Genomic DNA, 23,903 nt, shown 5'->3' with positions numbered 1-23,903 from the left:
ACGAACCTGGCCGGTGCCGGTCACTTCACCACGGGCCGGAAGGACAGGGCGAACGACGTCTTCTGCGGCACCAGCCGGTACGCCGGCAGCACGCCGGGCCCGCAGGCCGCCGTCCCGAGGCCGTGGTGAGCCACGTCCAGGGTCACGTGGACCAGCGATCCCGACTCCAGCTCGTCGGTGTGCCGCGCCGCCTCCAGAGCGGCCGCCGTCCAGCGGCGGGCCGTGAAGTCGAACGTCGGATCGCCGTCGACGCGCAGGCCCGTTCCGTCCGGGTTCGTCAGGCGGACCCAGCGCACGTCCGTCCGGTTGCCGTTCTCCTGCGGGAAGACGTACGGCGTCTGCAGGCCGTCGACGCTGCTCGAGAACCGGCCGATCCGCGCCGCCTGGCGGCTGTCCGGGTACGCCTCGCCGGGGCCGCCGCCGAACCACTCGGCCGTACCGAACGTGCCCGGGACCGCCATCGCCAGGCCGAGCCGGGGGAGCGTGCCCGGGAACTCGCCGTCGGGGGTCACGTCGACCCGCAGCCGCAGGCCGCCGTCGAAGGCTGTCCACGTGTAGTCCGCGAACAGGCCGAACGGCTGGGCCGGCGGGGCGACGCGGGTGCGCACCACCAGTTCGTCGCCGTCGGCGTCCACCGCGATCACCCGGTGCTGCATCCGGTGCAGTCCCGCCGCCAGCCACTGCGACGCGTCGGACGGTCCGGGCGACGAGCCGCGGTCGTTGTCCGTCGTGGCGCGCCAGACGTCCAGCCGTGGGCCCCGCACCGGGTGCCCGCCGAGCGTCGTCAGCGTGCCGGTCGCCGGGTCGAACTCGCCGGCGCCGAGGATGAGCCGTCCGGACGTGCGGAACACCGGACCCCGCGACGGAGGCAACGCACGGGACGGCGCCGGCGATATCGGCAGCTGACTCCAGCCGACGACGTGCCCGGCGGGCGCCCACGCCGTCCCGGCCGTCAGCGACGCCGAGACGGTCAGCCACGACTCGCCGCGGGTCGGCGGCAACGACGGCAGTGGCATCGAGACGCTCTGTCCGGAGTGGACGATCGGCACATCGAGAACCCCGTCCGCGACGCCGATTCCCTCGTCTTCCAGGACCCAGGTGAACGTCAGGTGCCCGGTGTCTGCGAAGTCGTAGTGGTTCGACACCCGGATGCCGGCCGGGTCCGCGTCGATCCGGACCGGCTCGATGATCTTCGCGAACTCCGTCAGCCCCGGCGACGGCGTCCGGTCCGGGAAGAGCAGGCCGTCGATGACGAAGTTGCCGTCGTGGATGGGCTCGCCGAAGTCGCCCCCGTAGGCGAAGTGGCCCGGCGCGGCCAGGCCGTGGTCGATCCACTCCCAGACGAACCCGCCCTGGCAGTTCGGGTACCGCTCGAACAGCGCGCGGTATTCGAGCAGCCCGCCGGGCCCGTTGCCCATGGCGTGCGCGTACTCGCACAGGATGAACGGGAGGTCGCGGCGACGCTCGTTGCCGTCCTCGCGACGTCCGATCTGCTCCACTTCGGACGGTGTCGCGTACATGCGGCTGTGGACGTCCACGTAGGAGCAGTCGTGGTCGCCCTCGTAGTGCACCGGCCGGCTCGGATCGCGTTCGCGCACCCACTCCGCCATCCGCGCGAGGTTGTCGCCGGTGTGGCTTTCGTTGCCCAGCGACCAGAGGATCACGCTGGGGCGGTTCTTGTCCCGCTCCACCGTGCGGCGCATCCGGTCGAGGTAGGCGTCCGTCCACATCGGTTCGGAGCTCGGGTTGCGGTCCCACCCGAGTGGCCCGAAGCCGTGCGTTTCCAGGTCGCACTCGTCGATGACCCACAGGCCGTACTCGTCGCACAGGTCGAGGAACGCGGGATCCGGCGGGTAGTGGCTGGTCCGGACGGCGTTGACGTGGTGCCGCTTCATGAGCAGGACGTCGGCCAGCGCGGTCTCCCGCGAGACGACCCGCCCGGTCCGCGGGTCGTGCTCGTGCCGGTTGACCCCGCGCAGCAGCAGGCGCCGTCCGTTGACCTTGAGCTGCCCGTCCTCGATCGTCACCGTCCGGAACCCGATCCGGACGGGCACGCGTTCGGCCACAGTGGACAGCGTGCCCTCGTACAACCTCGGCGTCTCGGCGCTCCACGGCTCGACGGGCAGTTCCAGGGGCGTTCCGGCCGGGTGCCCGGCTACGCCCAGCGACGGGATGTCCAGCACGACGTCCGGGCCGGTCTCGACGCGGACCGTGCCCAGCCCGGTCCTGTGGTCGTAGTCGGCGTGGACAAAGAAGTCGCCGATGCCGCCGGCCGGCCGGGCGAGCAGCGTGACCGCCCGGAAGATCCCGGACAGCCACCACATGTCCTGGTCTTCGAGGTAGCTGCCGGCCGACCACTGGTGCACGCGCACCACCAGGACGTTGCCGCGCGGCTTCAGCAGCGAACCGGCCTCGAACTCCGCCGGCAGCCGGCTGCCCTTCGTGACACCGAGCTCGGTCCCGTTGAGCCAGATCCGGCCGCACGAGTCGATCCCGTCGAAGCGCAGCAGCGCCGACCCGGCCGGCCAGTCGTCGGGCAGGTCGAACCGCAGCCGGTGGTCACCGGTCGGGTTCTCCGACGGCACGTGCGGCGGGTCGACCGGGAACGGGTAGTGCACGTTGGTGTAGGCGGGCTTGCCGTGCCCGTGCAGCTGCCACAGCGACGGCACCGGCAGCTCGGCCCACGCGGAGTCGTCGAACGCGGGATCGGCGACGTCCGGGGGAGCGGCGGCGAGGCTCGGCGACAGCCGGAACCGCCAAGCGCCGGTCAACGACAACGCCGGCGCGTCGGAGCCGAAGGCCGCGCGCGGAGCCACTGAGCCGTAGCCCGGACCCGGGTCTTCGACGTACGCCATGACACCTCCCGTGAGCGTTCCCGTGAACGTTCACGGGAACGGCTGAAGTGTGCGGACCGCCGAGCGGGCGTGTCAAGGGATCAGGCGGATTCCCGCAGGTGGAGCCGGGCGCGGACGATCAGCTCACCGGGCTCGAGGGGCGCGGCACCGGTCACGAGCCGCGTCGTCTGCTCGACGGCCAGCGCGCCGAGCGCGCGGGTGTCGATGGCGACGCTGGAGAGCTCCGGGTCGACGAGGGTGCCGAGGGTGAGCCCGTCGAAGCCGATCACCGCGAGGTCGGCCGGGACGCGCAGGCCGAACCGGCGGGCCTCGCGCAGGGCGCCGATGGCGATGACGTCGTTGAAGGCGAACACGGCGGTGACGTCGGGGTGGGCGGCGAGCAGGCTCGCGAGGGCCGCGCCGCCGCCGTCGACGGTCTGGGCGGCGCGCGCGATCCACCCGGGCGCGACCGCGAGGCCGTGCTCGGCGGCGGCCCGGCGGAACCAGAGCTGCCGGACGCTGGGTTCGGGCCCGTCGTCGTCGAGCATCCCGATCCGCCGGTGCCCGCGCCCGGCGAGGTGGGCAACGGCCTCGCGGACGCCGTCCTCGCCGTCGATCGGGATGCCGCTGAACCGCGGCAGGCGCGGCTCGCGGCCGAGCAGCACCACCGGGATGCCGGGGGTGAACCGGTCGAGGTCCTCTTCGGACCGGCTGAAGTAGCCGACGACGGCGTCGACCTGGGTGCCGATGACCCGCAGCGTGGCGAGCTCCTGTTCGGCGTCGCCGGCGGTGTCGTAGACGACGACGTGCCAGCCGCGCGACCGGGCGGCCGCCAGCGCCCCGGAGGCGACTTCGGTGAAGAAGGGGTTGAGCAGGTCCGGCACGACCAAGCCGATCGTGGTGGTGTCCGGCCGGACCAGGCCGCGGGCGAACCGGCTCGGCCGGTAGCCGAGCTCCCGGGCGGCGTCGAGGACGCGCTGCTTGGTCGAGCCGTCGATCTCGGCCTTGTCGTTCAGCGCGCGCGAGACGGTCTGCCGCGACACCCCGGCCGAGCGGGCGACGTCGTGGATCGTCACCCGCCGGGGTTCGGTGCTCGAGGACATCCGTCGAGTATGCCCGCCGTGACGGGGCGCTAGAAGATCGACCAGCCGGTCAGGGTGGTGAAGCGGTCCAGCGCCGACACGCCCGCCACCGAGTTGCCCCGGGCGTCCAGGCCGGGGCTCCACACGCAGACCGCGCACCGGCCGGGGACGATCGCCAGGATGCCCCCGCCGACCCCGCTCTTGCCCGGCAGCCCGACCCGGTAGGCGAACTCGCCGGCCGCGTCGTAGGTGCCGCACGTCAGCATCACCGCGTTGATCCGCTTCGCCGCGCTCAGGTCCAGCAGCCGGCTGCCGTCGTTGCGGATGCCGTGCCGGGCCAGGAACAGCGCCGCGCGCGCGACGTCCGCGCAGCTCATCGCGATCGAGCACTGGCGGACGTACTGGTCGAGCACCGACGGCACCGGGTGGCGCATGTTGCCGTAGGACGCCATGAAGTAGGCGAGCGCGCGGTTGCGGTCGGCGTGCCCCGCCTCCGACGCGGCCACTTCGGGGTCGATGTCGATGTCCGGCCGCCCGCTCTCCTCGCGCAGGAAGGCGAGCAGCGCGTCGGCCGCGTCGCCGTGGCGGGCCAGCTCGTCGGTCACCACCAGCGCGCCCGCGTTGACGAACGGGTTGCGCGGGATGCCGTCCTCGTGTTCGAGCTGCACCAGGGAGTTGAACGGGTCGCCGGACGGCTCGCGCCCGACCCGCGTCCACACGCCGTCACCGCGCGAGAGGACCAGCGCGAGGGTGAACACCTTGGACATGCTCTGCACCGAGAACGGCCGCCGCCAGTCGCCGACGCCGTGCAGCGCACCGTCCACTTCGGCCACCGCCATGCCGAACGCGCGCGGCTCGATCCGCGCCAGGGCGGGGATGTAGTCCGCGACGGCGCCGCGGCCGACCTCGGGCGCGACGTCGCCGGCGATCCGGTCCAGCAGCGCCGCGAGGTCCACGGCGGGGAGCTTAGAAGCCGCGGCCGGCGGGTCGCACGGCGGCCCTGTCAAATCGCCGTGTCAAATCGAAACCAGTCAGCACCAACGAAAGCGGGTGGTGATCTCCGGCACACCTTAAGTCTTCCTTAGCCTGCTTGGTGACTTGCCGCACAACCTCTAGCGTCTGGCAACCATGGATTCCTCGCTCCTCACCGAAAAAGGTGAAAGCTACTCGAAAGCACTGGGCAACCGCCAAGTGCAGATGATCGCCATCGGCGGCGCGATCGGCGTCGGGCTGTTCCTCGGCGCCGGCGGCAAGCTGCACCAGGTCGGTCCGTCGCTGGTCCTGTCCTACGCGATCTGCGGGGTGGCCGCCTACTTCGTGATGCGCGCGCTCGGCGAGCTCGTCCTGCACGAGCCCAGTTCCGGCAGCTTCGTCACCTACGCGCGGAAGTTCATCGGCCCGTGGGCCGGGTTCGCCTCGGGCTGGATGTACTGGGTGAACTGGGCCATGACCGGGATCGCGGAGATCACCGCGGTCGCGATCTACGTCCACAAGTGGCTGCCGGACGTGCCGCAGTGGATCACCGCGCTGGTCGCCCTCGGCGTGCTGCTCGCGGTGAACCTGCTGAGCGTCAAGCTGTTCGGCGAGCTGGAGTTCTGGTTCTCGGTGGTCAAGGTGCTGGCCATCGTCGTCTTCCTGGTCACCGCGCTCGGTCTCGTGTTCACGAGCGCCGACATCGGCGGCACCCCCGCCGGCGTGCACAACCTCACCGGCCACAGTGGATTCTTCCCGGCGGGCATCGGCGTCGCGCTGATGACGCTGCAGGCGGTCATCTTCGCCTATTCGGCCATCGAGGTCGTCGGCATCGCGGCCGGCGAGACGAAGGACGCCCGCAAGGTGCTGCCGAAGGCGATCAACGGTGTGGTGTGGCGGATCGGCGTCTTCTACGTCGGGTCGGTGCTGATGCTCGCGATGCTGCTGCCGTGGCCGTTCTACAACGGCGACGAGAGCCCGTTCGTGACGGTGTTCAGCCGGCTCGGCATCCCGGGCATCGGCGACGTCATGAACGCGGTCGTGCTGACCGCGGCGCTCTCCAGCGTCAACTCCGGGCTCTACTCGACCGGCCGGATCCTGCGCTCGCTGGCCGAAAAGGGCGAGGCGCCGTCGTTCGTCAGCCGGATGAGCAGCCGCCACGTGCCGTACGGCGGCATCCTGTTCACCTCCGTTGCCTACCTGCTCGGCGTGGTGCTGAACTACCTGGTGCCCAAGGACGCGTTCGACATCGCGATCGCGATCGCCTCCCTCGGGGTGATCACGACCTGGGCGACGCTGGTGTTCTGCCAGCTGCGCCTGCGCCAGGCCGCGCTGCGCGGCGAGCTGGAGCGGCCGTCGTACCGGATGCCGTGGGCGCCGTACTCGGGCTGGGCGACGCTGGCGTTCCTGGCTCTGGTCGTCGTCCTGATGGGCTTCTCCGACGGCGCGGAGAAGGTCGCGTTCTACTCGATCCCGGTGCTGGTCGTGGTCCTCGCGGTGGGCTGGCGGTTCGTGGCGAAGCGGCGGGAACCCGCCGCTCAGCGCAGGTAGTTGTAGACGCTGGCCCGGGAGATCCCGAGCAGGTCGGTCAGCGCCGGCACCGCGTTCTTCAGCTCCAGGAACCCGCGCTCCTTGAGCGTCCGGACGAGGTCCTTCTTCGCGGTCGGCGGCAAGCTGCGCGGGGTGTGGCCGCGCTCGGTCGCGTAGTCCTCGACCAGCGCGCGCAGCTCGTCGCCGGTGCGGGCCCGCAGCGACTCGGTCAGCGGGGCCGGTTCGTCGGTGCGGGCCAGCCGCGTCAAGGCACGGGCCGCGGAGCCGAGCAGCGAGACGTCGAGGTTGAGGCACAGCGCCGCGACGTACTCGCCGCTCGCGTTGCGGATGCCGATCGACGTGCTCTTCGCCGGCCGGCCGTCCGGGAAGCGGTTCGGGTAGTTCTGCAGCACGTCCGGGAAACCGGGGTCGGCGATCCGGGCCAGGCCGAGCTCGGTCGCCGGATCGCCGACCACCCGCCCGGACAGGCCGCCTTCGATCGCGCGCACGGCGTGGGCCGGGTCGCGTAGGTCGTGCAGCACGACCTCGCACAGTCCCGGGAACATCCGGCCCACGGCCTGCGCGATCTTTCCGGCCTCGCGCAGCAGCAGTTCGTCCTCGGTCATCCGATCAGCTCCCGCAGCTTGTCGGCCGCCTTCAGGCCGGACCCGGTGAGGACGACGACGGTCGTCTCGCGGGGGCGGATGGCGCCCCGCGCGCGGAAGACGTCCACGGCCGCGGCGGCGGTCGCGCTGGTCGGTTCCGCGTAGAGGCCCAGCGACGCCAGCCGGCGCGCCGCGGCGGCGATGGCGTCCTCCTCGATCGCGACGGTGTCGCCGCCGGACCGGCGGATCGCCGCGACGACCTCCGGGAGGCGGACCGGCTGCCGGATGGCGGTCCCCTCGGCGACGGTCGGGGCGAACGGCGGCGGCTCCCGGTCGTGGAAGGCGGCGTCGACGGGGGAGCAGTTGCGCGGCTGGGCGACCAGCAGGCGCGGCCGCCGGGTGATCGACCCGGCAGCGAGCAGTTCCCCGAACCCGAGGTCGCAGCCCAGCACGATGCTGCCGGCGCCGGCCACCGTGACGACGGCGTCCGGCGCGCGGAAGCCCAGGTCCTCCCACAGTTCGTACGCCAGCGTCTTGGTGCCCTGCAGGAAGAAGGGGTGCCAGTTGTGGCTGGCGTAGGTGGTGCGCGCCGAGCGGCGGACGGCCTCGGCGGCGGTGTCGTCGCGGGTGCCGGGGACCAGTTCGACGTCGGCGCCGTACGCGCGGGCCTGCAGGACCTTCGCCGGTGACGTCCCCTGGGGAGCGAGCACGGTGGCCGCGATCCCGGCCGCGGCGCTGTAGGCGGCGACCGACGACCCGCCGTTACCGGAACTGTCCTCCAGCAGTTCCGTGACGCCGGCGCCGGCCAGCGCGGAGATCATCACGCTGGAGCCGCGGTCCTTGAAGCTGCCGGTCGGGCTGAACCACTCGAGCTTGAACCGGACGTCGCCGTCGCCCCACGGCCGCGGGACCAGCGGGGTGCAGCCCTCGCCGAGCGAGACCGGGCGCAGGTCGCCGGGCAGGGCGGCCCGGTACCGCCAGAGCGACCGGGCGCCGGTGTCGACGTCGCCGGGGGTGAGGCCGGTGAGCGGGGCGACGGTCAGGGGCGCGCCGTCGTCGCCGCGCCACCGCAGCGGGTCGCCGGGGTAACGCGTCCCCGACCGCTCGTCGGCGTACCAGTACTCCACGACCACCTCCACGCTTGGACAGAGGGTCTAAGTATAGACGATACGTCCAGCGTTACCGGTGAGTATGCGAAACGCTTTCAGCTTCTTCTAAGGAAAATCTGTCACCGGAGAGTGGAAAATTCTTGTCGGCGAGCGTGGGGCGCGGGGAGTGGAGGTACCGATGGTGTCCGGCTGAATACCCGGAGTCGTACTGGTCAAGGCCGGTGCCGCCGGTCGCGGGGTGGCCCGGGACCGGAGCGCGCGAGATCGCGTGAGCACGACGAACCCGGCACATCCGGGAATCCACAGTGGACGCGCGAGTTCCGGCGACGCGAATCCGGCGTGGGTCCGGGTACTACTTTCGACTGTGGGTAAAACTGCCGGGAGAATAGTGGACGCCCAATCCGCAATTCGCCGGATTCCGCATTGCGGGAGGGTTCGTTCGTCGTGGCGGTTTTTACCGGCACGGCGCTTTGCGGGGTGCGCGGGAAACGACGGGACCGCCGGTCGTCGTGGTCCGGTGTGGTCAGTCACACTGCGTCCGCCGGGTGAGAAGGCTTGCCCCATCTGGTGGTGTGTGCCAGGGAGGTCGCAGGTCCGGGCCGTCGTGCCCGCCGCGGCGCGTCTTCCCGACCGGCGGAACGTGACGGCGGCGTTAAATTCTTGCGTCATCCGGCTGGTCCATCCGGAATTTTCTGAACCAGCACGACGAATTCGTGGTGGGTTGTTGACGGCGGCGGTGCGAACCCGCTTAAGTACTCCCCGTTGCCATCACCCTTTCGTGCGTAGCGGGAGTTCCCATGCGTGTTCCGAAAGCCGACCGCGGATCGGCCGGCCTGATCGTCGCCGTGTCTCCCGTGCGGTGGCCGTCGGCGCGCGCGGTCGCCGCCGCCGCGCGCGGCGGCGGGCTCGGCGTCCTCGACCTGACCGGCGGCGCGGCCGCCGCGGACGAGCTCGCGCTGCTCGCCGAGTGGGGTGTCCCCGCGTTCGGCGTCCGGCTGACCGACCCGGTCGCCGAACTGCCCGAAGCCGTGACCACCGTCCTGCTGACCGAAGACTCCCCGTGCACCGCGCGGGACTTCCCGGACCGCCGGGTGCTCGCCGAGGTCACGAGCCGCGCGTCGGCCGCGCGGGCCGTCGACGGCGGGGCCTGCGGCCTGATCGCGCGCGGGCACGAATGCGGTGGCCGGACCGGCGAGCTGAGCACGTTCGTGCTGCTCCAGGCCCTGCTCGAGAACTTCGCCGTGCCGGTGTGGGCGGCGGGCGGGATCGGCCCGCACACCGCGGCCGCGGCGGTCGCGGGCGGCGCGGCCGGGGTCGTCGTCGACACCCAGCTCGCCCTGCTGCCCGAAGCCGAACTGCCGTCGGCGCTCACCCGCGCGCTCACCGGGCTGGACGGCTCCGAGACGACGGTCGTCGACGGCGTCCGCCGCCTATCGCGGCCCGGCTCCGAACCGGTCGAAGCCGGCCAAGACGTCTTCCTCGCCACCCGGTTCCGCGACCGGTGGGGCACCGTGACCGCGGCCGTGCGCGGCTTGGCCGACGCCATCGGCGACGCCCTGCGCGTCGAGACCCCGGTGCTCGGCCCCGGCAGCGCGGGCAGCCGGGCGCTCGGCACGGCGCTGCCGATCGCGCAGGGCCCGATGACCCGTGTCAGCGATCAGCCCGCCTTCGCCGCCGCAGTCGCCGCGGGTGGCGCCCTGCCGTTCATCGCGCTGGCCCTGTCCGGGCCGGACCAGACCCGCGAGGTCCTGGAACGGACCCGGGAAGCCGTCGGCGACGCGCCTTGGGGCGTCGGCGTCCTCGGCTTCGCCGCGGAAGACGTCAAAGCCGCGCAGCTCGAGGTGATCCGCGAACTGCGGCCCACCCACGCGATCATCGCCGGCGGTCGCCCCGCGCAGGCCGCGGCGCTCGAAGAGGCCGGGATCTCGACGTTCCTCCACGTGCCGTCGCCGGGACTGCTGAAGCAGTTCCTCGAAGCGGGGGCGCGCAAGTTCGTCTTCGAGGGCTCGGAATGCGGGGGCCACGTCGGGCCGCGCACCAGCTTCCCGCTGTGGGAAGCGCAGCTCGGCGTCCTCGCCGACTTCGTCGCGGCCACGCCGGACGCGGCCGCGGACCTGCAGCTGCTGTTCGCGGGCGGGATCCACGACGAGCGGTCGGCCGCGATGGTCGCCGCCCTCGCCGCACCGCTGGCCGCGCGCGGCGCCGCGATCGGCGTGCTCATGGGCACCGCCTACCTCTTCACCCGTGAGGCCGTCGACGCCGGCGCCGTGCTCCCGCTGTTCCAGCGCAGCCTGATCGGCGCCGAGCACACCGACCTCCTGGAGACCGCGCCGGGCCACGCCACCCGCTGCGTCCGCAGCCCGTTCACCGAGGAGTACGCGGCGATCAAGGCCGGCCTCGCCGAGCAGGGCGTGCCCAGCCGGGACGCCTGGGAACGGCTGGAGCAGTTGAACGTCGGCCGGCTTCGGTTGGCCAGCAAGGGAATCGAGCGCGTCGGCGCCGAGCTGCGTGACGTCGGCGAGGACCGGCAGCTCGCCGAAGGCATGTTCATGGCGGGCGAAGTGGCCGTGCTGCGGTCGGCCGTCACGACGATCGCCGACCTGCACCACGCGGTCGGCGAAGGCGCGAACGCGGTCCTGCGCGAGCGCGCGGCCGCGTTCGCCGTCGAGACGCCGGAACCCCCGGCGACCGCGCCGCTGGACATCGCGATCGTCGGGATGGCCTGCATGTTCCCGCAGGCCCCCGACCTGGCGACGTTCTGGGCGAACGTCCTGGCCGGCGCGGACGCGGTCACCGAAGTGCCGCCGCAGCGCTGGGACACCTCGCTCTACTACGACCCCGAAGGCCAGGGCGAGCGGACGCCGTCGCGTTGGGGCGGGTTCCTGCCCGAGATCGGCTTCGACCCGCTGAAGTACGGCATCCCGCCGTCGTCGTTGGCCAGCATCGAGCCCGCGCAGCTGCTGGCCCTGGAGGCCGCACACCGCGCGCTCGTGGACGCCGGGTACGAGGACCGCCCGTTCGACCGGGCCCGCACGTCGGTCGTGTTCGGCGCCGAGGCGGGCAGCGACCTGTCGAACGCGATGTCGCTGCGGACCGTGCTGCCGTCCTATGTGGGCGAACTACCGTCCGGACTGGACGATCAGCTGCCGCGGATCACCGAGGACTCCTTCCCGGGCGTGCTGGCCAACGTCATCGCCGGCCGGATCGCCAACCGGCTCGACCTCGGCGGCGCGAACTACACCGTGGACGCCGCGTGCGCGTCGTCGCTGACCGCCGTCGACGTCGCCTGCAAGGAGCTGACGGCCGGCACCAGCGACCTCGTGCTGTGCGGCGGCGCGGACCTGCACAACGGCATCAACGACTACCTGCTGTTCGCGTCGGCGCACGCCCTCTCGCCGACCGGGCGGTCGGCGACCTTCGACAGCGCGGCCGACGGCATCGCGCTCGGCGAAGGCGTCGCCTGCGTGGCGCTGAAACGGCTCGCCGACGCCGAACGCGACGGCGACCGCGTCTACGCAGTCATCAAGGGCGTCGGGGCGGCGTCCGACGGCCGCGCGCTCGGCCTGACCGCGCCGCGGCCGGAAGGCCAGCACACCGCGCTGACCCGGGCCTACCGCAACGCCGGCGTCTCGCCCGCGCGCGTCGGGCTGGTCGAGGCGCACGGCACCGGGACCGTCGTCGGCGACCGGACCGAACTCGGCACGCTGACGAAGGTGTTCACCGAGGCCGGCGCCGCGCCGGGTGCGTGCACGATCGGGTCGGTGAAGTCGCAGATCGGGCACACCAAGTGCGCCGCGGGCCTGGCCGGGCTGATCAAGACCGCGCTGGCCCTGCACACCGGCGTCAAACCGCCGACGCTGCACCTGTCGTCGCCGAATCCCGCGTGGGACGCCTCGACGAGCCCGTTCGTGTTCCAGTCGGCCGCGCAGCCGTGGGCCGCGCCGCCCGCCGAGCGGATCGCCGGGGTGAGCGCGTTCGGCTTCGGCGGCACCAACTTCCACGTCGTGCTCGGGGCGCACGACAGTGTCCCGCCCGCGCTCTCCGCGGACGAGTGGCCGGCCGAACTGTTCATCTTCGGCACGGACGCGGCGGCCCGCGACCTGCTGGCGCTGGCATCGGACGTCCCAGCTGGACAGCAGCCGTGGCGGCTGCGGGACCTCGCGCTTTCGGCGTCGTCGCGCGCTCAGGGCCGGCCGGTCCGGCTCGCGGTCGTGGCGTCCACAGTGGACGAGCTGACCGGGTTGCTGCGGCAGGCACTCGCGGGCCAGGACGCGCCGGGCGTGTACCGCGCCGGCGACGGTGAGCCCGGCGAGGTCGCGGTGCTGTTCCCCGGCCAGGGCAGCCAGCGGCCGGGGATGTTCGCCGAGCTGTTCGTCGCGTTCCCGGAGCTGCAGCGGTACCTGCGGCTGGACCCGCCGACCGCCGACGTCGTGTTCGGCCCGGCGGTGTTCGGCGAATCCGCGCGGCAGGCCCTCGCCGACCGCGTCACCGACACCCGCGTCGCCCAGCCCGCGCTCGGCCTCACCGGCCTGGCCGCGTTCCGGCTGCTGACCCGCGCCGGCGTCCGGCCCGCGATGGTCGGTGGCCACAGCTACGGCGAGCTGACGGCCCTGGCCGCGGCGGGCGCGTTGACGCCGGAGGCGCTGCTGCACGCCAGCCACGCGCGGGCGGCGGCCATCCTCGGCGCCGTCCCGGCGGGCGACCCGGGTGCGATGGCGGCGGTCTCGGCCTCGGCATCCGCCGTCGACTCGGTGCTCACCGGGTCGGCCGTCGTGCTGGCCAACCACAATTCGCCCTCGCAGACGGTGATCTCCGGTCCGACCGCGGATGTCGAAGCGGCGGTCGCGCAGCTGAGGGCGGCAGGGTTGGGCGCCAAGCGGCTCCCGGTCGCGTGCGCGTTCCACAGCCCGCTGGTCGCGGCGGCGGGGGACACGTTCGGGCGCGACCTCGACGCGATCGGCGTCGTACGGCCCGGCGTCCCGGTGTACTCGAACCGGACGGCGACGCCGTACCCGGATTCGCCGGACGAGATCCGCGGCGAGCTGGCGGCGCAGGTGGGTTCGCCGGTCCGGTTCGTTTCGCAGATCGAGGCGATGTACGCGGCCGGTGCGCGGGTGTTCGTCGAGGCGGGGCCGGGTGTGGTGCTGGCCAGGCAGGTCGAGGCGATCCTCGGCGACCGGCCACACCGGACGGTCGGGTTCGAGCAGCCGGGCCGCCGGGGCTTGCCGGGTTTCCTGGCCGCGCTCGCGCAGCTGGCCGTGGCCGGGGTGGGCGTCGAGACGGGGTGGTTGTTCCGAGGGCGCGACGCCGTCGACGCGGCTTCCGTGCCGCGGCCGAAGCGTCCCGGGTGGACGGTCGACGGCCACCTCCTGCGGACGGCAGACGGTGCTGTCCCGGTGGGGGCCCTGCGTCCGGCTTCGCGGGTATCGCTGGGGGCACCCACGGCCTCCACTTCGGATGAGATGGTCGCCGACTTCCTGCGGACGAGCCGGGAGATGATCGCGGCTCAGCGGGACGTGTTGCTGGGGTACTTCGGCAGTGAGGCGCCGGCGGTTGTTTCTGCGCCGATTGTTCCGGCGCCGGTGGTCTCGGTTCCGGTCGTCGAGGTGGAGCCGGTCCTCGCCGAGCGGCCGCTGCTGGAGACGATCGTCGAGGTGATCGGGGAGCGGACGGGTTATCCGGTGGAGATGATCGAGCCGGACCTCGATCTGGAAGCCGACTTGAGCGTGGACTCGATCAAGCGCGCCGAGATCGCGGGCGAGCTGGCCGCCCGGCTGGGCTTGCCGGGCGGCGACATCGAGGAGTTCGCCAAGGCCCGCACGGCGGCGGCGATCGCGGAACTGGTCGGCGCCCAGCGCCCCAATGTGGCCTTGGTTGCTCCTCCCATGCCCCCACCGCCACCCTCAACGGAGGCGCTCCGCGCCGCAGCGTCATTCAACGCACCGAAGGCCGCCTTGGGCGCGTCTGACGCACCGAAGGCCACCTTGGGGCGCTCGGTCCTGGAGACCGTCGTCGAGGTGATCGGGGCGCGGACCGGTTACCCGGTGGAGATGATCGAGCCGGACCTCGATCTGGAAGCCGACTTGAGCATCGACTCGATCAAGCGCGCCGAGATCGCCGGCGAGCTGACTGTTCGCCTCGGCGCGGGTGACGTGGAGGAACTCGCCAAGGCCCGCACGGCGGCGGGGATCGCCGAGATGTTCGGTACGGGAGTGCCGGGGGATGGCCCCAGCGCCGGGACCGCGGCGAATCTCGCCTGGCCGGAGCCGGTGGTGAGCGAATCGGCCGAGGGGCGATCCGGGGCGCAGCCCGTAGCCGGCCAGTCTGCGCCGGGCCTGGCCGGCGGGGCTCCGGCGAGCCACTCCGAACCTCAGCCGGTGATCGTCGCGCCGAAGCGGTACCTCATGACCGAGGTCGACCTCGCTCCCGCCACCACCCCCGACATCGCCAACTGCCGGTTCCTCGTGCTCGGCTCCGGCTCTCGCGCAGACGCCGTCCGGGCCGAACTCGCCGCCCACGGTGCCGAAGCCGAGGTCGGCGAGGACGTCCGGCCGGGCTTCGACGGCTACCTCCACCTGCCCGACGGCGATCCCGTCCTGCCTGCCGCCTTCCCGCGGTACCAGGCCATCCTCGCTCAGAAACCGCGGTTCCTGCTGACCGCCGGACCCGCCGAAGGGCTCCGCGGCTTCTACCGCAGCATCGCCCGCGAGTACCCCGGTACCCTCGCCCGGGTCGTCGAACACGCCGACCCCGCGCACCTCGTCGCCGAGCTGTCCACTGTGGATCGCGAACCGGTGGTCATCAGGGACGGGTCCGTACGCCGTGGACTCGCGCCGACAGAACAGACCCTCGGCCTCCTCGGCAGCAGCGGCGCAGGCCCGGCCGGCGACGGCGCCGCCGAAGCGGCCGCCATCGGCCTCGACCGGGACTCAGTCGTCCTGCTCGTCGGGGGCGCCAAGGGCATCACCGCCCGCTTCGCCACCACCCTCGCCGCGGCGACCCGCTGCCGCGTCGAACTGCTCGGCCGCACCCCCGTCCCGTCCGGGGAGGACCCCTTCCCCGGCGTCACGGACCTCCGCGCGGCTCTGATCGGGAGCGGCATGCGGAACCCCGCCGAGATCGAACGGGAAATCCGCCGGATCCAGGGCGAGCGCGAAGTACGCACGACGCTCGTCCAGCTCGAAGACCTCGGCAGCCCGGTGCGCTACCAGTCCGTCGACATGCTCGACGCCGAAGCCGTGCACCGGGCCGTCAAGGAGATCCACGCCGAGTACGGCCGCCTCGACGGCATCGTCTACGCCGCCGGCGTCATCGAGGACAAGCTGGTCGCCGACAAGACGCCCGAGTCGTTCGCCCGCGTCTACGGCACCAAAGTGGACGGTGCCAGGACGCTCCTCGAAGCCACCGCCGACCTGCCCGACGAGCCGAAGTTCGTCGTGCTCTTCGGCAGCATCGCCGCGACGCTCGGCAACCGCGGCCAGTCGGACTACGCCGCCGCCAACGACGCCCTCGAGGCGCTCGGGCGGCGGTGGCCCGCCGGCCGGGCGGTGACCGTCCACTGGGGACCGTGGGCCCCGACCGGCGACCACGACGGCATGGTCACGCCCGCGCTGATGCGCGACTACGCCCGCCGCGGCATCGAGCTGATCGACCCCGACGAAGGCACCCTCGGCCTGCTGCGCGAGCTCGCTTGGGGCCGCCAGGACGTCGCCGCCGTCGTCCACACCGCATCGGGGTGGTGACGGACATGCGCGTGGCGATCGTGGGGATGTCGGTGCTGCTGCCCGGTGCCCCGGACCTCGCGACGTACTGGCGCAACCTCGTCGGGGGCGTCGACGCGATCACCGAAGTGCCGTCCGCGAAGTGGGACAGCCTCCACTACGCGCCGGACGAGCGGCGGCGCGCCGACCGCGTCTACTGCCGCCGCGGCGGGTTCGTCGACGAACTGGCCGAAGTGGACGTCACCGGCTTCGGGATCATGCCGAACTCGGTGCCCGCCACCGAACCCGACCAGCTGATCGCGCTGCGGGTCGCGGCGCAGGCCGTCGCGGACGCCGGCGGCCCGGACCGGCTGCCGGTGGACCGCGCGAAGGTCGGGGTCGTCCTCGGCCGCGGCGGCTACCTGACGCCCGGGCTGGTCCGGCTCGACCAGCGCGTCCGGACCGCGAGCCAGCTCGTCCGCACGCTCGGCGAACTCCTGCCGGAACTCGACGAAGACCGGCTCGACGCCGTCCGCCAGGCCTTCACCGACCAGCTCGGCCCGGAAGCACCGGAGTCCGCGATCGGGCTCGTGCCCAACCTCGCCGCGTCCCGGCTGGCCAACCGCCTCGACCTGCGCGGTCCCGCGTACACAGTGGACGCCGCCTGCGCCTCTTCGCTGATCGCCGTCGACCACGCCGTGCGCGAACTCGCCTCCGGCCGCTGCGACGTGGTGCTCGCCGGCGGCGTCCACCACTGCCACGACATCACCTTCTGGAGCGTGTTCACCCAGCTCGGCGCGCTGTCGCCGTCCGAGCGCATCCGGCCGTTCCACCGCGACGCCGACGGCGTGCTGATCGGCGAGGGCACCGGCGTCGTCGTGCTGAAGCGCCTGGCCGACGCCGAGCGCGACGGCGACCGCGTGTACGCCGTGATCACCGGCACCGGCGTCGCCTCCGACGGCCGGACCGCCGGCCTGGCCAACCCGGACTCCGGCGGCCAGGTCCGCGCGGTCCGCCAGGCGTGGGCCGCGGCCGGGCTCGATCCCGCCGAACCGGACTCGCTGGGACTCCTGGAAGCGCACGGGACGGCGACCCCGGCCGGTGACGCGGCCGAACTCGCCACCCTGGAAGAGGTCTTCGGCCCCGCGGGCGCCGCGGTCCTCGGTTCGGTGAAGTCGATGATCGGGCACACGATGCCGGCCGCCGGGATCGCCGGGCTGGTCAAGGCGGCCCTGGCCGTGCACCACGGCGTCCTGCTGCCCACGCTGCACTGCGACGACCCGCACCCCGCGCTGGCGAAGACCCGGTTCTCCACTTTGGACACCGCGAAGGACTGGGCCGCGCCGGTGCGGCGGGCCGGGGTCAACGCGTTCGGGTTCGGCGGGATCAACGCGCACGTCGTCCTCGAACAGGCGCCCGGACGCGCGAGGCCGGCCGTCGTCCGGGAACCCGAGCGCGTGCTGCGGCTCGCGGCCCGGAGCGTCGACGAGCTGCGCGACCTGCTGGACCGTCCCGGAACGCGGGCGACCGGCGACGGGCCCGTCCGGCTCGGCGTCGTCGACCCGACCGAGAAGCGCCTGGCCCTGGCTCGCAAGGCGGTCGGCCGGGGGAAGCCGTGGCGCGGCCGCAACGACGTCTGGTTCGCCGACCGCCCGCTGCTCGGGCCGGGCGGCGGCAAGCTGGCCTTCGTCTTCCCCGGCCTGGAGTCGGAGCTGGCGCTCAACTGCGGCGACGTCGCCCGCCACTTCGGCCTGCCGTGGGACCACGACGACGTCGAGATCGGCGACGTCGGCCGCCAGGGCACCGCCGTCTTCGAACTGGGCCGCCTGCTGAACTCCGCGCTCGGCCGGCTGGGCGTCACCCCGGACGCCGTCGCCGGGCACAGCCTGGGCGAGTGGACGGCGATGGCCGTCGCCGGCGTGCACGCCGAAGCGGAGGTCGACGCGTTCCTCGCCGGGTTCGACCCGGACGCGCTCGTCGTCCCCGGCCTCGCGTTCGCCGCGATCGGCGCGCCCGCGCCCCGCGTTCTCGAGGAGCTGGCCGGCCGCGCGGACGTCGTGCTCTCCCACGACAATTCGCCCAACCAGGCCATGGTCTGCGGCCCCGCGGCGGCGGTCGAGGCCCTCGTCACCCGCTTCCGCGACGCCGGGATCGTGGCCCAGGTCCTGCCCTTCCGGTCCGGGTTCCACACGCCGATGCTGCGCCCGTACCTAGGCCCGATCCGCGACGCGGCCGCCTCCTTCACCCTGCACCCGCCGCGGGTGCCGCTCTGGTCGGCGACCACGGTGTCGGAATACCCGGCCTCCGAAGCGGAAATCCGCGAGCTGTTCGTGCGGCACCTGCTGGAGCCGGTCCGGTTCCGGCCGCTCGTGCGCGCGCTGCACGCGGCCGGAGTTCGGGCGTTCGTGCAGGTCGGCGCGGGTCAGCTGGGCTCACTGGTCGGCGACACCCTGCACGGCGAGGAGCACCTGGTGGTGGCCGCGCACTCCGCGCACCGGCCCGGGCTCGCCCAGCTGCGCCGCGTCGCGACCGCGTTGTGGGCCGACGGCCTCGACGTCGACTTCACGCGGCTGCCCGGCGATCGCCCGGTCCCGCACAAGGCCGTCAAGCTGGATCTCGGCGGCCGGCTGATCTCCCTGGACGACGAGGTACGCGCACGCATCGCGTTGCCGGCCGGCCGCACGTCCACTGTGGACGAACTGGCCGCGAAAGGCCCGCTCGCCGCGGAGTTCGCCGCCTTGCTCAAGGACACCGCCGACCTGGCGTCCACCGTCCTCGCCGGCCGCCCCGACGCGGCACTTTCACGTGAAAGTGCCGCCCCAGGACGGAGCTTTCACGTGAAAGCTCCGGCACCGGTCGAGCTGGACACCACGCTCACCGTGTCGGTCGAGGCGATGCCGTACCTGCTCGACCACTGCTTCTTCAAGCAGCCGCCCCAGGCCGAGCCCGGGGACCGCTGGCCCGTCGTCCCGGCGACCACCGTGATCGACCACCTGATGGGCTTCGCCGAGCAGGCCGCGCCCGGCCGCCGCGCGGTCGCGGTGCACGACGTCCGGCTGACCCAGTGGATCACGGCCGTGCCGGCGGTCACCGTCGGCGTGCGGGTCCGCCCGCACGGCCCCGACCGCGTGCTCGCGGCCCTCGACGGCTACTCCCAGGCCACCGTCGAACTCGCGCCGACGTATCCGGCAGGCGCGCCCGCGCCCTGGACGTTCCCGGCGTCGGCCGAGCAGGTCCCGGAGACGACGGCGGCGCAGCTGTACGACGAACGCTGGATGTTCCACGGCCCGCGCTTCCAGGGCGTCACCGAGCTGACGGCCGTCGGCGAGCGGCACGTCCGGGCCGTCCTGACGACTCCCGCGGCGCCGGGCGCGTTGCTCGACAACGTCGGCCAGGTGCTCGGCTACTGGATCATGTCGCGGCTGCGCGAGCGCACCACCGTCTTCCCGGTCGGCATGCGCGAGATCCGGTTCCACGGCCCGCACCCGGCACCGGGGGAGCGGCTGGAGTGCCTGGTCAAGATCACCGGGCTGACCGGCGAGTTCCTCGACGCCGACATGCAGCTCGTCCACAACGGACAGGTCTGGGCCGAGTTCGGCGGCTGGCGCGACCGCCGGTTCGACAGCACCCCGCACATCCGCCAGGCCGACCGGACGCCGGAGCGCTCGACGCTGTCGATCGAGCAGCCGGGCGGCTGGGCGCTGGTGCACGAGCAGTGGCCGGACCTGGCGACCCGCGAGCTGATCATGCGCAACTACCTGGCGGGCGCCGAACGCGAGGCCTACGAACAACGCCCGCCGCGCGGCCGGCGCCAGTGGCTGCTCGGCCGGATCGCCGCGAAGGACGCCGTCCGGCAGTTCCTGTGGGCGCGCGGCGAAGCCGAGATGTTCCCGGCCGAGCTGCGGATCGGCAACGACGAGGCCGGCCGCCCGCACGTGACCGGGGCGTACGGCCGGACCCTGCCGCCGCTGACGATTTCGGTGGCCCACCGCGGCGAGGCCGGCGTGGCGATCGCCCGCCACGGGCGGTGCGGCATCGACGTCGAAGAGGTCGCCGCCCGCACCGGGTCCACTGTGGACGCGGCGCTCGGCGCGGGCGAGCAGGCCCTGTTCGCCGGCCTGACCGGCGACCCGGAGCGCTGGTTCGCCCGGTTCTGGACGGCCAAGGAAGCCGTGGCGAAGCTGCTCGGGACCGGGCTGCGCGGCGAGCCGAGGGACTTCGAGGTCGTCGCCGCGACGCCGGCCGCCCTCACCGTCCGGGCCGGCGGCCACGACTTCCTCGTGCACTGCACCGACGTCGAGAGCCTGCCCGGCGCACCGCCGCGCCGCTACGTCGTCGCCTGGACCGAAGAGACGAAGGAGACCGCGGAATGAGCATCGAGACCACGGCCACGGACGAAGCGACCGTGCTCGCCCAGCTCGGCGGCATGCTGCGGGAGCTGCTGGAGGAGTACGGCCTCGACGACGCAGAGATCACGATGGACACGACGTTCCACGACGACCTCGAGCTGGAGAGCGTCGACCTGGTGGCGCTGTCCGGGCAGTTGCGGGAGCACTACGGCGAGCGCGTGAACTTCGCGACCTTCATCGCCGAGCGCGACCTCGAAGAGATCATCGCGCTGACCGTCGGCGAGCTCGTCCGCTACATCGTCGCGTCGCTGCGGGCGACGGCGTGAGCCGGATCCGCGCCGGCGAGCTGGACGTCCACGTGCAGCGGCTCGCCCCCGAGGTGCCGCTCGACGGGGACGCGCCGCTCGTCGTGTGCGTGCACGGCCTGCTCACCGACAGCCTCGCCAGCTACTACTTCACGCTCGGCCCGGCCTTCGCCGAGCGCGGGCTCGACGTGCTGATGTACGACCTGCGCGGGCACGGCCGCACGACCCGCCCGAAGTCCGGCTACCACCTGGAGGAGTTCGTCGGCGACCTCGTCGCGGTCCTCGACGCGTGCGAGGTGACGCGGCCGGTGCACGTCGTCGGCAACTCCTTCGGCGCGTCGGTCGCGTTCGGGCTCGCCGCGGCCCGTCCGGACCGGGTGGCGAGCGTCGTCGTCATCGAAGGCGAACCGCCGACGGAAGAGTGGACGCGGCACATGGCCGACGGGCTCGCCGACGCGAAGACCCGGCTGGCGATCGACGAGGTCATCGGCTGGATCGCCGACAACCACGGCGCGCACACCGCGCGGCTGTCGAAGGCGGCGAACAAGATCCTCCAGACCACCACGATCGCCGACGACATCCCGCGCAGCGCGACGATCGCCGCCGACCTCTCGGCCGTGCGCTGCCCGGTGTTCGCGATCTTCGGCGGCGACTCCGGCCTCGCCGAGCAGGTGCCGCACTTCGAGACGCACCTGGACCGCTGCCGCTGCGTCGTGCTGCCCGACCAGGGCCACTCGGTGCTCGTCGAGCGCACCGCCGAGGTCATCGAGCTGATCTTCGGCTGGGTCCGAGACACTTCGCGCGTCCCGGTGCGGACGCGCTAGTGGCCCGGTTCCTGTTCGTCGTCCCGCCGCTGGTCGGGCACGTCAACCCGGCCGCCGGCGTCGCGGCCGAGCTCGCCGCGCGCGGGCACGAGGTCGCCTGGGCCGGGCACGAAGAACTGCTCTGGCAGCTGGCCGGCCCGGACGCGCTCGTCTTCTCCTGCGGCTTGCCGGCCGGGGCGCCCGCGCGCCCGGCGGAGCTCAAGGGCCCGGCCGCGCTGCGGTTTCTCTGGGAGGACTTCCTCGTCCCGCTGGCCGACGCGATGGCGCCGGGCGTCGCGGCGGCGCTCGACGCGTTCGCCCCGCACGTCGTGGTCGCCGACCAGCAAGCGCTGGCCGGCGGCTTGCTGGCCGACGCCCGCGGGCTGCCGTGGGTGACGTCGGCGACGACGTCGGCCGAGCTGGTCGACCCCCTCGCGGGCATGCCGAAGGTGGCGGACTGGGTCGGTTCGCTGCTGCGCGAGCTGCGGGCGCGGATCGCCGGCGGCCGCGGTTCGGCCGATCCGCGGTTCTCGCCGCACGGCGTCCTGGCGTTCACCACCCGTGAGCTGCTCGGCGCGGCCACGCTCCCGCCGCGGGTGCGGCTCGTCGGCCCGGCGCTGGGCGCGCGTCCGTCCACAACGGACTTTCCGTGGGAGTGGCTCGACCCGCTCCGGCAGACGGTGCTGGTCTCGCTGGGCACGGCGAACACCGAAGCGGGCGGCCGGTTCCTGGCGACCGCCGCCGAGGCGTTCGCCGGACTCGACGCGCGGGCGGTGCTCGTCGACCCCGGCGAGGTGCTCGGGCCGGTGCCGCTGAACGTCCTGGTGCTGCCGCGGGTTCCGCAGCTGGCGCTGCTGCCGCGGATGGACGCGGTGCTGTGCCACGCGGGCCACAACACCGTGTGCGAAGCGCTTTGGCACGGCCTGCCGCTGGTGGTCGCCCCGATCCGCGACGACCAGCCGATCGTGGCCGCCCAGGTGGTGGCCGCGGGCGCGGGCGTCCGGCTGCGGTTCGGCCGCGCCGACGTCGGCCGCGTCGCCGCGGCGGTCGGGGAGGTGCTGGGCGAGCCGGCGTACCGCCGGGCGGCGGAGACCGTGGCGGCGTCCTTCCACGCCGCGGGCGGAAGTGGTGCCGCGGCCGGGTACCTGGAACAGATCGCGCTCGAAAGCCTGGCCCGTTTGCGGCCCTGAAAGTTCTTATTTACTCTCAAAAAACACGCGGTTACCGTGCTGGTATGACTGTTTCCGTCGATGTCACCGAAGACGTTCCCGAACTCGTCGCCTCGGCGGCCGCGCTGTTCGCCGAGGACGCCGGAAGCCGCGACCCGCACATGGATCTCGGCTGGCCGGCCCGCGAAGGCGCGGCGTACTACCGGGGCCTCGTCCAGGACGAGAACGCGCTGTGCCTGCTGGCCCGCGCGGACGGCGCGGCCGCGGGCCATCTGATCGGCCGGCTGCTGCCGGTCGGTTCGCTGCGCCCGAAAGCGGTGCGGGCGGCGCTGGAGAGCATGCGGGTCGCGGCGGAGCGCCGGCGCGAAGGAGTGGGGGAGGCGCTGGTGTCCGCATTCATCGAGTGGGCGCGGGACCGCGGCGCGAACGAATTGGTCGTGCAGGCCTACGCGGCGAACGACGGCGCGCTGGCGTTCTACCGGGCGCAGGGCTTCCGGCCGTTCGAGGTGACGCTGGCGCGGGAAGCGTGAGCGGCGCGCCTGGGCCACACTGAGGTGCATGGGAATCCTGGACGGACGCGCGGTCGTGATCACCGGGGCGGGACGCGGGCTCGGGCGGGCGTTCGCGCGGCACGCCGCCGGCGCGGGGGCCGCCGTCGTGGTCAACGACATCGACGCGGAACCCGCTCACGAGACCGTCACCGCGATCGAGGCGGACGGCGGCACGGCCGTCGCCAGTGTCGGCTCGGTGGCCGACGCCGGCTACGCCCGGGCGCTGATCAGCCTGTGCCACAACAGGTTCGGCAAGGTCGACGGGCTCGTGAACAACGCGGCCGTCGGCTACCACGCCCCGCCCTGGGCGGACGACGACGCCGAGCGGACCCGGGCACTGGTCGAGACCAACGTCCTCGGCCCGCTCCACTGCGGCACCGCGGCCGCGAAGGTGATGGTTGCCCAGGGCAACGGTGTCCTCGTCAACGTGACGTCCGGATCCATGATCGGGCAGCGCGGGGCCGCCGCCTACTCGGCGTCCAAGGGCGCGGTGGCGTCGATGACGTACTCGTGGGCCGCCGATCTCGCCGCGCACGGGGTGCGCGTCAACGCCGTCAGCCCGATCGCCTGGACCCGGCTGATGGCCGCCGACCCGAACGGCAACCCGGACGCGCACCCACCCGAGCGGGTCGCGCCGCTCGTCACCTACCTCCTCAGCGACCTCTCCGCGGGCGTCACCGGGCAGGTGCTGCGGCTGGCGGACGGGCACCTGCACACCGTCCGCCAGCCCGCGATCATCCGGCCGGTGCTGCACCGGGAGTCCTGGACACCGGAGGAGATCGCCGCGGCCGTCGACGGCGAGCTCGTCCTCGAGTCGCCGCCGCGGGACCGCTGGACCCTCTGACCGGCCGGGACCACCGGAACGGGTGGCTATCCACAGTGGACTGCGCGCAC

General features: G+C 73.3%; 13 protein-coding genes. 8 read left to right on the top strand and 5 right to left on the bottom strand.

Annotation, left to right across the window (positions count from 1 at the left end; translation table 11 throughout):
- Positions 1 to 20: 20 nt before the first annotated feature.
- The 3 genes from ABFJ78_RS13930 to ABFJ78_RS13920 form a co-directional block, all read right to left on the bottom strand.
- On the bottom strand, positions 21 to 2,855 hold the full coding sequence (locus ABFJ78_RS13930; protein ID WP_436386454.1) for a glycoside hydrolase family 2 TIM barrel-domain containing protein: 2,835 nt from the start codon (positions 2,853 to 2,855) through the stop codon (positions 21 to 23).
- Positions 2,856 to 2,935: 80 nt separating this feature from the next.
- Positions 2,936 to 3,937 (bottom strand): LacI family DNA-binding transcriptional regulator, encoded by a 1,002-nt coding sequence (locus ABFJ78_RS13925; RefSeq protein WP_436386453.1) that lies wholly within the window; start codon positions 3,935 to 3,937, stop codon positions 2,936 to 2,938.
- 29 nt (positions 3,938 to 3,966) lie between these two features.
- Entirely contained in the window at positions 3,967 to 4,872 is a 906-nt protein-coding gene (locus ABFJ78_RS13920; RefSeq protein WP_436386451.1) for a glutaminase, read from the bottom strand.
- A 172-nt stretch (positions 4,873 to 5,044) separates the two neighbouring features.
- On the opposite strand from ABFJ78_RS13920, the gene ABFJ78_RS13915 reads away from it, so the two are divergent.
- Complete coding sequence (locus tag ABFJ78_RS13915) at positions 5,045 to 6,439, top strand: amino acid permease (protein WP_436386450.1); 1,395 nt, start codon at positions 5,045 to 5,047, stop codon at positions 6,437 to 6,439.
- Here the strand turns inward: ABFJ78_RS13915 and ABFJ78_RS13910 are convergent.
- Together ABFJ78_RS13910 and ABFJ78_RS13905 are read right to left on the bottom strand one after the other, a co-directional pair.
- Entirely contained in the window at positions 6,427 to 7,044 is a 618-nt protein-coding gene (locus ABFJ78_RS13910; RefSeq protein WP_436386449.1) for a helix-turn-helix transcriptional regulator, read from the bottom strand. The genes ABFJ78_RS13915 and ABFJ78_RS13910 overlap by 13 nt on opposite strands.
- On the bottom strand, positions 7,041 to 8,162 hold the full coding sequence (locus ABFJ78_RS13905) for a threonine synthase (protein ID WP_436386448.1): 1,122 nt from the start codon (positions 8,160 to 8,162) through the stop codon (positions 7,041 to 7,043). Before ABFJ78_RS13905 ends, ABFJ78_RS13910 begins: the two co-directional genes overlap by 4 nt.
- Positions 8,163 to 8,929: 767 nt before the next feature.
- On the opposite strand from ABFJ78_RS13905, the gene ABFJ78_RS13900 reads away from it, so the two are divergent.
- From ABFJ78_RS13900 to ABFJ78_RS13870, 7 genes are read left to right on the top strand one after another with little or no spacing between them, the layout of a single operon-like run.
- The gene (locus ABFJ78_RS13900; RefSeq protein ID WP_436386447.1) at positions 8,930 to 15,874 is read left to right on the top strand and encodes an SDR family NAD(P)-dependent oxidoreductase; all 6,945 of its coding nucleotides are present in this window, start codon (positions 8,930 to 8,932) and stop codon (positions 15,872 to 15,874) included.
- Between the two features lie 5 nt (positions 15,875 to 15,879).
- Positions 15,880 to 20,205 carry a beta-ketoacyl synthase N-terminal-like domain-containing protein gene (locus ABFJ78_RS13895; RefSeq protein ID WP_436386446.1) on the top strand — a complete coding sequence of 1,442 codons (4,326 nt, stop codon included), beginning with the start codon at positions 15,880 to 15,882 and terminating at the stop codon, positions 20,203 to 20,205.
- Complete coding sequence (locus tag ABFJ78_RS13890) at positions 20,202 to 20,507, top strand: acyl carrier protein (protein ID WP_372665001.1); 306 nt, start codon at positions 20,202 to 20,204, stop codon at positions 20,505 to 20,507. Before ABFJ78_RS13895 ends, ABFJ78_RS13890 begins: the two co-directional genes overlap by 4 nt.
- Complete coding sequence (locus ABFJ78_RS13885) at positions 20,504 to 21,310, top strand: alpha/beta fold hydrolase (protein ID WP_436386445.1); 807 nt, start codon at positions 20,504 to 20,506, stop codon at positions 21,308 to 21,310. Before ABFJ78_RS13890 ends, ABFJ78_RS13885 begins: the two co-directional genes overlap by 4 nt.
- Positions 21,310 to 22,479, top strand: a complete 1,170-nt coding sequence (locus tag ABFJ78_RS13880) for a glycosyltransferase (RefSeq protein ID WP_436386444.1) — start codon at positions 21,310 to 21,312, stop codon at positions 22,477 to 22,479. The genes ABFJ78_RS13885 and ABFJ78_RS13880 overlap by 1 nt, the downstream gene beginning before the upstream one ends.
- A gap of 44 nt (positions 22,480 to 22,523) precedes the next feature.
- The gene (locus ABFJ78_RS13875) at positions 22,524 to 22,988 is read left to right on the top strand and encodes a GNAT family N-acetyltransferase (protein ID WP_436386442.1); all 465 of its coding nucleotides are present in this window, start codon (positions 22,524 to 22,526) and stop codon (positions 22,986 to 22,988) included.
- Positions 22,989 to 23,016: 28 nt separating this feature from the next.
- Positions 23,017 to 23,853 carry an SDR family NAD(P)-dependent oxidoreductase gene (locus ABFJ78_RS13870; protein WP_436386441.1) on the top strand — a complete coding sequence of 279 codons (837 nt, stop codon included), beginning with the start codon at positions 23,017 to 23,019 and terminating at the stop codon, positions 23,851 to 23,853.
- Positions 23,854 to 23,903: the final 50 nt, after the last annotated feature.

The organism is Amycolatopsis sp. MEPSY49 (genome assembly GCF_051337345.1).
Lineage (GTDB): Bacteria > Actinomycetota > Actinomycetes > Mycobacteriales > Pseudonocardiaceae > Amycolatopsis.
Note: the sequence above shows the minus strand (reverse complement) of the source record. Positions and strands in the feature narration are given on the sequence as shown.